8 protein-coding genes are annotated in these 11112 nt (G+C 53.7%); 2 read left to right on the forward strand and 6 right to left on the reverse strand.

Going from position 1 to position 11112, the window contains the following annotated elements:
• Positions 1-73 precede the first annotated feature (73 nt).
• The 6 genes from recR to AB5Y81_RS03655 form a co-directional block, all read right to left on the reverse strand.
• Positions 74-676 (reverse strand): recombination mediator RecR, encoded by a 603-nt coding sequence (gene recR, locus AB5Y81_RS03630; protein ID WP_010633741.1) that lies wholly within the window; start codon positions 674-676, stop codon positions 74-76.
• A gap of 125 nt (positions 677-801) precedes the next feature.
• The gene (gene fdhD / locus AB5Y81_RS03635) at positions 802-1659 is read right to left on the reverse strand and encodes a formate dehydrogenase accessory sulfurtransferase FdhD (protein ID WP_279484243.1); all 858 of its coding nucleotides are present in this window, start codon (positions 1657-1659) and stop codon (positions 802-804) included.
• Positions 1660-1670: 11 nt separating this feature from the next.
• Positions 1671-3800: a sigma 54-interacting transcriptional regulator gene (locus AB5Y81_RS03640; protein ID WP_279484242.1), complete on the reverse strand. Its 2130-nt coding sequence runs from the start codon at positions 3798-3800 to the stop codon at positions 1671-1673.
• A 354-nt stretch (positions 3801-4154) separates the two neighbouring features.
• Complete coding sequence (locus tag AB5Y81_RS03645) at positions 4155-4553, reverse strand: hypothetical protein (protein WP_025201581.1); 399 nt, start codon at positions 4551-4553, stop codon at positions 4155-4157.
• Positions 4554-4634: 81 nt separating this feature from the next.
• Positions 4635-6779 carry a formate dehydrogenase subunit alpha gene (fdhF, locus tag AB5Y81_RS03650; RefSeq protein ID WP_279484241.1) on the reverse strand — a complete coding sequence of 715 codons (2145 nt, stop codon included), beginning with the start codon at positions 6777-6779 and terminating at the stop codon, positions 4635-4637.
• A gap of 46 nt (positions 6780-6825) precedes the next feature.
• A complete protein-coding gene (locus AB5Y81_RS03655; protein WP_279484240.1) occupies positions 6826-7425 on the reverse strand; it encodes a 4Fe-4S binding protein in 600 nt (199 codons plus the stop codon).
• A 563-nt stretch (positions 7426-7988) separates the two neighbouring features.
• Here AB5Y81_RS03655 and AB5Y81_RS03660 point away from each other — a divergent pair.
• Both AB5Y81_RS03660 and AB5Y81_RS03665 read left to right on the forward strand, forming a co-directional pair.
• Entirely contained in the window at positions 7989-8693 is a 705-nt protein-coding gene (locus tag AB5Y81_RS03660) for a hypothetical protein (protein ID WP_279484239.1), read from the forward strand.
• Positions 8686-11001 (forward strand): DEAD/DEAH box helicase, encoded by a 2316-nt coding sequence (locus tag AB5Y81_RS03665; protein ID WP_368146547.1) that lies wholly within the window; start codon positions 8686-8688, stop codon positions 10999-11001. Before AB5Y81_RS03660 ends, AB5Y81_RS03665 begins: the two co-directional genes overlap by 8 nt.
• The last annotated feature ends 111 nt before the right edge of the window (positions 11002-11112 follow it).

Raw genomic sequence — 11112 nt, forward strand, 5'->3', positions numbered from 1 at the left:
TATCGCAGGCTGAGTCGCCACGCAGGGCCTGTTGAAGAACAGAGGCTGACTCAGTTGAGGGGCTGGCGCTGACTCAATTGAGAGGCTGACGCCCCATCAGGGAGTGGGAGAGCGTGGTGCCATCCACCAGCTCCAGCTCGCCACCCACCGGCACCCCATGGGCAATCCGGCTCACCTTGACGCCGGCGGCGCGGGCCATGTCGGCGATGTACCAGGCGGTGGCGTCCCCCTCGATGGTGGGGTTGGTGGCCAGAATAAGCTCGCTGATCGCCTCGTCTTTCAACCGTCGCTCCAGGATCTCCAGTCCCAGCTCCTCGGGGCCAATGCCGTCCAGCGGCGAGAGGTGACCCATCAGCACGAAGTAGCGGCCGGAGAACTGGCCGGTCTGCTCGATGGCGGCCACGTCTGCCGGACTCTCCACCACGCACAGCAGGCCGTTCTCTTCGCGCTTGGGATTGGCGCAGATCTCGCAGCGCTCGTTCTCGGTGAAGGTACGGCAGTGGCTGCAGTGGCCAATCTCGGTGAGGGCACGAGAGAGCAGCTGGGCCAGCCGCAGGCCGCCGCTGCGCTCACGCTCGAGCAGGGTAAACGCCATGCGCTGGGCCGACTTGGGGCCAACCCCCGGCAACACCTGCAGGGCTTTCATCATCTCATCCAGCAGCGGGCTGAATTTCATGGGCTTGGTATCCTTTGACGCTGTGTCGGCCACGGCGCCCTGACGGGCAAGGAGCGCGACCGAACCTATCTTGTTGGCGCAGGACTATACCCGAGCCAACCCCGAGCGCCAATGGCCTTGTGCCCTCAGCCCTCTGCCGAAGCGGGGGATGATGCCGCACTCGCCAGCAGGATGCGCTGGCGACCGCAGTAGATCTCGGCCCGCCCCGGGCGGCAAAAGCCCACCAGGGTGAGCCCGGTCTGCTCGGCCCGCTCGACCGCGAGCTCGGTGGCGGCCGAGATGGCGAGCAGGATCTCCACCCCGGCGCTGGCGCACTTTTGCACCATCTCGAAGCTGGCGCGGCTGGTCACCAGGATGGCGCCGTCGCGCCGGCCAGTGCGCTGCAGGTGCCCCACCAGCTTGTCCAGCGCGATATGACGCCCCACGTCCTCGCGGATGGCAAGAATGTTGCCCTCACCGTCCACGTGCACGGCGGCATGGGTCGCCCCCGTACTCTGCCCCAGCAGCTGGAGCGGGCGCAGCGCCGCCAGCACCTTGTCGATATGACCCACCGCAAAACGTTGGCTGTCGGGCAGCCTTGGCTGGGCGCGCACCACCTGCTCCAGGCTCTCGCTGCCGCAGATGCCGCAGCCGGTGCGCCCGGCCAGGGTGCGCCGCTTCTCTTTCAGGCGATGAACGCAGCGATTGGCCAGGGTGATGTGCAGCTCGATGCCGCGACAGGCGCTCTGCTGCTCGATGTCGTGGATATCGAGCAGGCTGTCGATGATCCCCTCGGAGAGCGAGAAGCCGATGGCAAAATCTTCCAGATCAGCAGCCGAGCACATCATCACGCTGTGGGCGATGCCGTTATAGACCAGCGCCACCGGGGTTTCGCAGGGCAGCTGCATGGCGCTGTCGGTGGTGACGCCGCGCTGATGGTAATGGACCACCTCGCGATGGGCGCTGAGCGCCTGCGGGGTATCGGGGTCGAGTTCAAGCAACATCTGGGGGCCCCTTAGTTGAGGGTGCGGGGATCTTTGGCCGAGATCCCGAGCCGTTTCATTTTCGACAGCAAGGTGGTGCGCTTCATGCCGAGACGCTGGGCCGCGCCCCGCTTGCCGGCAACGATGCCGTTGCACGCCTTCAGCGCCCGGATAATGCTGGCTCGCTCATCCTCCCCCTGTGCCTCGTCACCCTGCGGCAAGGCGGGCAGCGGCTCACGAAACAGCTCCCGGGCCGGCTCGTCATAGACCAGGGTCTCTATCTTGTGAAAGCCCTTGAGGGGCAGCAGCTCGTCCGGCGAAAGGTTGAGCACGTGGCCGCGGGTCATCACCACCGCCCGCTCGATGATGTTCTCCAGCTCACGGATGTTGCCGTACCAGGGGAGCGACACCAGCATCTTCATGGCGTCGGCCGGGATGGAGGTGATGGTGCGGCGCATCCGCTTGGCGATCTTCTTGATGAAGAAGTTGACCAGGAGCGGAATATCCTCGCGCCGCTCGCGCAGGGGCGGCAGCTCGATGGGAAAGACGTTGAGGCGGTAATAGAGGTCGCTGCGAAAGCGCTTGTTCTTGACCATGGAGAGCAGATCGCAGTTGGTGGCCGCCACCAGCCGCACGTCGATGGCAATGGGATTGCTGTTGCCCACCCGCTCCAGCTCGTGCTCCTGCAAGACCCGCAACAGTTTGGGCTGCAGATCAAGCGGCATGTCCCCCACCTCGTCGAGGAACAGGGTGCCTTTGTGGGCCCGCTCGAAGCGGCCGATGCGCTGGGTCAGCGCCCCGGTGAAGGCCCCCTTCTCGTGGCCGAACAGATCGCTCTCGATGAGGCCGGTGGGAATGGCGGCGCAGTTCACCTTGACCATCTCGTGATCGTGGCGGGCACTCAGGGCGTGAATCGCCTGGGCGATCAGCTCCTTGCCGGTGCCGGTCTCCCCCAGAATGAGCACGGTGCAGTCGCTCTGGGCCACCAGCTTCACCTTCTCCAGCACCTTCTCCATCACGGCGCTCTGGTAGATGATGTTGGCAAAGTCCCCCTGCGGCGCGGGTCCGTCGACTCTGAGGGTCTTCTCCCTGGCGCCGGTGGTGTTGGAGATCTCCTGCTGCGCCTGCACGTTGTTCATGGCAATCGCCGTGCGCGCCGCCACTTGTTCGAGCAGCGAGATATCGAGATCGGCGAAGAAATCCGCCTCGGGGTGAGAGAGGATCAGCACCCCCAGCAGGTTGCCCCGATAGCGCAGCGGCAGGATGCAGGAGCTGTCAGCGTCCGGGGGCAGGATCTGGGAGGTGAAGCGGCAGCTCGACTGACAGCCGTGGCCCTGCTCGCGATAGAGGAAAAAGGGCTCGCTGTGGCCGAGCGCCCCCTGCAGGCAGTTCTTCTCAAAACACGAATGGTTGATGATGCCGGGCTGTTCACGCTGCTGCTGATTGACCAGGTAGCTCTTAAAGCTGTCGGAGGTGGCGTTGTACTCGGCCAGGCACAGGCTGCTGATGCCAACGTGGTGGTGCAGTATGGTGAACAGGCTCTGGGGCAGCTCGGCGATGCGCACCAGTTTGATCACCGCGTTGGTCACATCCACCAGGATCTTGCAGCTGTCGCGCTCAAGGCGCAGGGAGTTGGCCTGCTCCAGGGTGCGCTCCTTGTCCAGCACGTTCTCCAGCGCAATGGCGACGATGGCCGCCAGCTGGGTCAGCTTGGCCAGGGTCTCCATCGGGAAGGCATTGGCCTCGCGGCTGATGAACTCCACCCCGCCCAGGTGGCTGCGGGCGGTGGTGATGGGCAGCTGGCAGTAGGAGTGCAAACCGTCATAGACAGGAGTGCTCGCCAGCTGTTCGCAGCGGTGGCGAAAGCGGCTTGCCGGCAGCACGATGGCCTGCTCGCGGGAAAAATGGAGATCGGCCTTGCGGCAGATGAGGTGAGCCGGCCCCTGCTCCCCCAGGTAGTAGAAGACCGCCTCCTCCCCCGTCCCCAGGTTGAGGATGAGGTTGACCCGATCCACCTGGCGAAAGCAGGGCTGGATCCGGTTCAGCTTCTTGATGAAGTCATCCAGGGTGACGGCAGAGAGCAGGTTCTTGGAGAGGGAGAGAAAGCCGTCATCCCAGATGGGTGAGATGTCGGTCAACGGAATGGCACTCACATTCAGCATTCAGGCCTCGCATTACATCTAGATGGGTACCCTTGCCGGCCAATTGCAGCACGGCAACAACGGTAAACAATGCATCAGCCATCGCAGTCAGATGTTATAATTAATTTTTAAAAACTTAACGCTTAATTATAAAAACTAACATGCAGCGAAATAGCATCGCGCAGATTATCGCAGGATGGCTGGCATAATAAGTTAGCCCCATCCCCATTACAACCAAGCCGGCCCTGGCACATATTACAGCTCCGTCAGCGGATATTTCCCGCCGCGCCCAAATATGGCGTCACTATCGCCGTCATTCGCCGCATATCGCCGCCAACTGGCCCATCCTCTGCCCCTGTTGCCGCTGTCGCAGGCTCATGAGGAGAGCAGCCGGTAGTTGTGCAGCTTCAGTCCGCCGAAGATGAAGGCGGCCGAAAAGAGCTGAAGCCCCAGCAATAACCCACTGATATTGTCAGCTATTTCCACCGACACCACCCGATGGGTGAGGTAGACCCCGAGCCCCAGCACGCCTGCCAGCAGGCAGTTGACCAGGGTGGTGGAGAGAAAGGCGATGAGCCAGGCCGCCTGCACGCTCAATGCCGCCAGCACGGCGCTCATGGCGATGCGTGCGGCGATAAAACAGCCAAAGAAGGCAAACCCCAGCAGAAATATCAATTCGTCGTGCCAGAGAAAACACCCAACCCCTAACAACATCACCAGCAAATAAGCGGAGACATAAAAGATCCCGAACGAAAGATTTAATTCATTTTTCATGATGGACACCTGCCAGCTGAAAAAAGGATGAGCGGATCCGGGCCCTGTATACAGAGCCTGGATCCACTTTATTAACGACGATTACCCTTTGGCGGCGCTGCGCAATTTCGCCTTGAGCGCGCTGTATTCAGTCTGGACGTACACTTCCGCCCCTGGCTGATCCTCGATACGCTCAATTTTCACTGCGCAGTACTTGTACTCCGGCGTGTAGGAGACAGGGTCCACGTGCTCGATGGTGAGCTCGTTGCAGGCCCCGATCCACCACTGGTAGGTCATGTAGACCACCCCGGCGTTGACCCGGTCGTTGTAGTTGGCCCGGGTGATCACCTTGCCGCGGCGCGACGAGATCCAGACCAGCGCCTGATCCTTCACCCCGAGCTTCTTGGCATCACTCGGGTGGATCTGCACATAGCCAGGCTCATCGGCCAGGGTCTGCAGCGCCGAGCAGTTGCCGGTCATGGAGCGGCAGGAGTAGTGGCCCACCTCCCGCACGGTGGAGAGCACCAGCGGGTACTCGGCACAGGGCTGCTCCAGCGGCGGCCGCCACTCGGAGGCGATAAGCCTCCCCTTGCCGCTCGGGGTGGTGAACACATTCCCCTCGAACAGGGTGCTGGTGCCCGGGTGATCCTCGGTCGGACAGGGCCACTGCACGCTCTTGAGATCGGCCATCTTGTCGTAGCTGACCCCGGCATAGAGCGGGCAGAGTCCGCGCAGCTCGTCCCAGATCTGCTCGGTGTCGCGATACTCCATGGGATACCCCATGGCGGTGGCCATCAGCGAGAAGATGGCCCAGTCCGGCTTCACGTTGTCCGGCGGCGTCACCGCCTTGTAGAAGCGCTGGAAGCCGCGATCCGCCGAGCTGTAAACCCCCTCGTGCTCGCCCCAACTGGTGGCGGGCAAAATGACGTCCGCCATCTCGGCAGTCTGGGTCATGAAGATATCCTGCACGATCACCAGCTCCATCCCCGCCAGGGTACGGCGGAACTGACCGAGATCTGCCTCGGTCTGGGCCGGATCTTCCCCGAAGATGTAGAAGGCCTTGCACTTGCCCTCCTCCACCTTGTGGCCAAGCTCGGTCAGGCGATAGCCGGGTTTCTGGGAGAGCGACTCCACCCCCCACGCCTTGGCAAACTTGGCGCTGATGGCGGGATCGCTCACCGACTGATAACCCGGGAACTGGTGCGGCAGCATCCCCATGTCGCAGGTGCCCTGCACGTTGTTCTGGCCGCGTACCGGCCCGCAGCCGGTGCCACGGCGACCGAAGTTGCCGGTCAGCAGCGCAATCCCCGCGAGCCCCTTGACCACGTCCACCGCCTGACCGTACTGGGTCACCCCCATGCCCCACAGGATCATGGAAGCAGGCGAAGCGGCATAGGTGCGAATGGCGGCGCGGATATCGGCGGCTTTGAGGCCGGTGATCCCCTCCACGTATTCCGGGGTGTACTTGGCCACCGTGGTCTTGAAGGTATCGAACCCTTCGGTGTAGTTGGCGACGAACGCCTTGTTGTAGAGCCCTTCATTGATCAAGACGTTGGCGAAGGCGTTGACCAGCGCCATGTTGGATCCGTTTTTGAGCGGCAGCCACTGATCGGCGATACGGGCGGTCTCCACCATACGGGGATCACACACAATCACCTTGGCCCCGTTTGCCTTCGCCTTGAGGATATGGCGGGCGACGATGGGGTGAGAGTCAGCAGCGTTGTAACCAAACACCAGCAGGCACTTGGTCTCTTGAATTTCGGGAATGGCGTTGCTCATGGCGCCGTTGCCTACAGTTGTCTCCAGACCGGAGACTGAGGGTGCGTGTCACACCCTCGCGCAGTGATCGACGTTGTTCGTCCCAAGCACGGCGCGGGCAAATTTTTGCATCACATAGTTGGCTTCATTGCCGGGGCCACGGGCAGAGCCGGTGGTCATGATGGCGTCCGGGCCATATTTCGCCTTGATGGCGGCCAGACGGCTGCTGGCGAACGCGATCGCCTCATCCCAGGAGACCGCCTCGAACTTGCCACCGCGCTCGCGGCGGATCATCGGGCTCTTGAGACGGGGGGTCAGCAAGTTGGTGTCGTTCAAGAAATCCCAACCGTAATAGCCCTTGAGGCAGAGTTGCCCCTCGTTGGTCCGGCCGTTGGCGCCTTCGGCCCCCACCACCTTGTCGTTTTCAACCAGCAGGTTGATTTTGCAACCGGTGCCGCAATAGGGGCACACGGTAATGACTTTTTTCATGACTCACACTCTTGTTTGTTAACGAAAAACGGCTCGGCAAGCCCGCTCACACCCGCGCCGGCATCGCCAGCAGGGCCTCGGCACTGGCCAGCTGCTTCTGCCGGTTCAGGGTGTCAAGGTGGGCCGGCGTGACCAGCCGCAGCGCCTGGGTCGGGCACACCTCGACACAGGCCGGGCCCGCCTCGCGGTGCTGGCAGAGATCGCACTTGAGCGCCTGCGCCTTGGTCTGCGGCCGCTTGAAGAGCGAATCGGCCGTGGGGGCCACCTCTTTCACCACCACCGCCATGGCGCCGTAAGGACAGGCCACCACGCAGGACTTGCAGCCGATGCAGCGCGCCTGCAGCACCTTGACACAGCCATCCTCGCTGACGATGGCGTTGTTGGGGCAGGCCATGGCACAGGGCTTGTCTTCACACTGGCGGCAGAGCACCGGCGTGGTCACCTTGCTGCCCACGATCACCTTCAGGCGCGGCTGAAAATGGCTGTCCTTGGAGACCAGATGTCCATCCTCGATGGCAAGATGCAGGCCGCCCTCCCGCTCAAGGGTCCCGCTGCAGGACCCTGACTGGTGTGAAACGGCGCAGGCCACCTCACAGGTACGACACCCAATACAGAAACTGGGATCTGCAATCACGAAGCTGTTCATAGAGAGGGATCCTAAATGGTTCGTTACACCCGACCGCCCTCACCCACCTGGCAGGCGACAACGCGGTCTGCCCCCACAAAGCATTTATCAGACCAACACGGGCAGATGACCCGCCATAAAATCGCAAATGCATGAAAATAAAGAGGTAATCTGGATAGTAAAAGCGGTATTTGCCGTCACTGACGAGGGTGACGAAGGGGCCGTCCCCTTGCTCGACATGACAAAAGTGACGAGCTCGACACCGGCTGACAAAAGCGTTTCACCCCGTCCTTATTAGTTCAAGCGCACAAAAGAATGCCTATCAATAACTAATTTGTTGATCTTGGATAGATTTTACGCAGTTCGCCCTTTTTACCCCCTACCCGATTGGATAGCATGGTTCAGTTGACAACCAGCTCTGTTGAGGTCATTTCGTGCAGATAAGTAAAAAGATATCACTGGTTAAAAAACATAGTGATAGCTGCAGCTAAGAGGTTACTGTCTAATTTATAAAATTAATGGTTTTAAACAATTTCGTTTAAAACCCAGTGAATTAAAAATTATCAAAGAGTAAATGATTGTATATGAAGCTAGTCCATAAAAACATGACCATGATGTCAACATACAAAAAGAATGCAACAGGGAAAATTTATTCTCTAGGATTTGAAATTTCTGACCTAAACAAAAGGGTGTCAGAGATGCATAAGGTGATAACAGATACTAGCTGGTTAACCCCTTTAGATATAATAGATAAGTTAACATACGAAGCACGTTCGAAACCAACTATAGACAAAGTTGTGAATGACATTTTAAACAAGGTTGAGGATACTATCTCAGATGAGTTTGGTGAATACATGGTATCTGATTCAGCTCAGACTATTTTAAACAATCATCTAAATCATATAAGAGCACCACTTGCTGAGCTAATAAAAGAGAAAATAACTGGCAACCCTGGCTTTGATTTTCACACCGAATCACCAGATAAAATCGTTTCATTTGGAGAGGCAAAGTACAGCGGCGTTCAAAATTCCCATGGACGTTCATTAAAGCAGATCTCTGAATTTATTAATGCAAAAAAAGACATTCAAGAGCTGTCTGATTTAAGAAATTTTCTATCAGATACAGCAATTCTAAATGCGGTTCAGGGGAAAAAGTCATTTTGTGCTGCTTTTTCTATTATCTCTGATGATGTAGACAGCATAATGAAAAATGCTCTGCAATCATCCTATATGGATAGGCTCCTGGGCTATGAGGCAATATATCTAGTTGGAGTAAAAGTCTGTGCTTGAGCAACTAATTAATGGTGATTCCATAGAAGTCGACCTACAAGATGCAATTAAATCCATACATAAGAATGGGCCAATAAACCCAGCGACCCTAGAAAAACTAAGTTTTATAAAAAAATATCATAATAATATTTTTACTAAGTATGAGAGAAAAATTTTAAGTGTGATGGGGCTTTTTTATAAACTAAGAGAGCCAATGTCTATTTTAGAGGTAGTATACCAAAACTTAGGTGACTCTATATCAGACAAGTATGGCCATCAATTTACCCCTATCCAAGCTCGAGCTTACAAAGCTATTCTTAATCGAAAGTTCTACTCATTTTCTGCCCCAACAAGTACTGGCAAGTCATATTTATTTAGAGAGTTAATAAAACACTTCAATAATGACATTATTATTGTTGTTCCTTCCAGAGCTCTGATTGCAGAATTTTATACGGCAGTAATAAATCTTGTGGAAAAGGATGTTTTAGTCCTCCAATTTATTGAAAATGTGAATCAACACAATGCTCGGAGGCGAATCTTCATCATAACGCCAGAACGAGGGGTCGAAATATTTAAATATGCAAATGAATTTAACATCGACCTATTTCTTTTCGATGAAGCTCAAATATCTGATGACGAAATAAGAGGCCTTAGGTTTGATGCATTTGTGAGAAGAACTGAACGTGAGTTTCCAAATTCAAAAAAAGTCTTTGCACATCCATTTATTGAAAACCCTGAAGCACAGTTAAAAAAACATTCGTTTAAGAACGAAGCGACATGGGACAATTTTAGACAAAGCAATGTTGGAAAAATATATGCGACCATTGAAAATGATGGTTCTTTCACTTATTTTTCACCATATACAGAAACTAAGGAATTTCCTGTTGGTTACGACATACTAGAAAAAACCTTGAATGGCGGTGGCACAATACTAATTTATATATCTAAAAGTAAAATATTTAGTGATGGCCACATTGATAGCTTTGGAAAATATATTGCCATGTGTCCCACACTTAACAAAAAAAGCGCAATAGGAATTATTGAAAAGCTAAAAAAATATATAGGCACATCCAATACTGAATTAGGAAAGCAGTCCTCATTCATCCAGCTTATGGAACGAGGGGTTGTGGTACATCATGGTTCGATGCCCTTAAAGGCTCGTCTACTCATAGAGGAGTTCGTTCGCTCTGGACATGCCAAAATTTGCTTTGCGACATCTACTCTTAATCAAGGCATAAATATGCCCTTCGATTGTGTATTAATAGACAACTTTCGTGACATGAAAGAACTTGTTCTTAAAAACCTTATTGGTAGATCTGGTCGAAGCAGCAACCAGCCTAAATTTGATTATGGTTACACTATAATTAATAGACAAAATGTATCAACCTTTTCAAGCCGGCTAAATAAAGATGTTAAAATAAAGGAAGTATCTACTTTAGATGAATCATCAGAAAATATTCCTGATGATTATTCAGACTTGGTAGATGCTATGAAAACTAACTCTTTCAATGATGACCTACATTTAACTCAGTCTCAAATAAACAGGATTGAGCAAGCTGATTTAAAATCAGACATTGAATATGTCCTTGAACGTATTATTGTGGGTGATATCGCGATCACAGCTAACCAGTACTACAAGATTAAAAATACTGAAAGAACCAAGGTAAAAGAGAAAATAAAAAAGATATTTTGCTCACACCTGAAGAGACCTTTTCTCTCAAAATATGAACAAAGTATACTAAGTGCAGCGATTCCACTACTGCTATGGAAAATCCAAGGAAAATCATTTAGTGAAACGCTTTCATTAAGACATGCTTATCTCACAGAAAGAGAAAGTCGAAGTCGGCTCAAAAGACATCTTAGAGAAAACAAAATCTCCATCGAAGAATATAATAAATTGTTAGACGAGATTAAAATAAAAACATCTTTTAGAGCTGAGAGCTTACCGAATGTAGACCTTAAGTTCAATGACCTACTTTTTAAACGTGGAACTAAAGTTAAAGACTTCAGCTACGATATCCTTGTTTATGATACCTATGACTATCTAGATAAAGTCATTAGCCTTTCACTTGCAGACCCCTTATGTGCAGCCATGACCCTATATTATGATAAGACGAGTGACTCTAGGGCAAAAACTTTTAAGAACTACCTTCGTTATGGAACTAATGATGCAACAGAAATATGGCTACTAAAATATGGCTTTGACCCAGAAGATATAGAATGGATTTCTGCTTATGTTACTCACATTGACGAAAACAGTATTACTTTTTCTGACCAAATAAAAGATCTATCCCAAGAAGAATTAAGTGTTATTGGCAGATACATCTAATCATTTAACACGCTTGAGATTAATTTATGACTTAAGTAATGGCCACTGAGTAGGTGGCCTATTTTTTCACATTTTCACATTTTCACATTTTCACATTTTCACATTTTCACA

Origin of the sequence: Aeromonas sp. s2, assembly GCF_040907935.1 — a bacterium.
Lineage (GTDB): Bacteria > Pseudomonadota > Gammaproteobacteria > Enterobacterales > Aeromonadaceae > Aeromonas > Aeromonas dhakensis.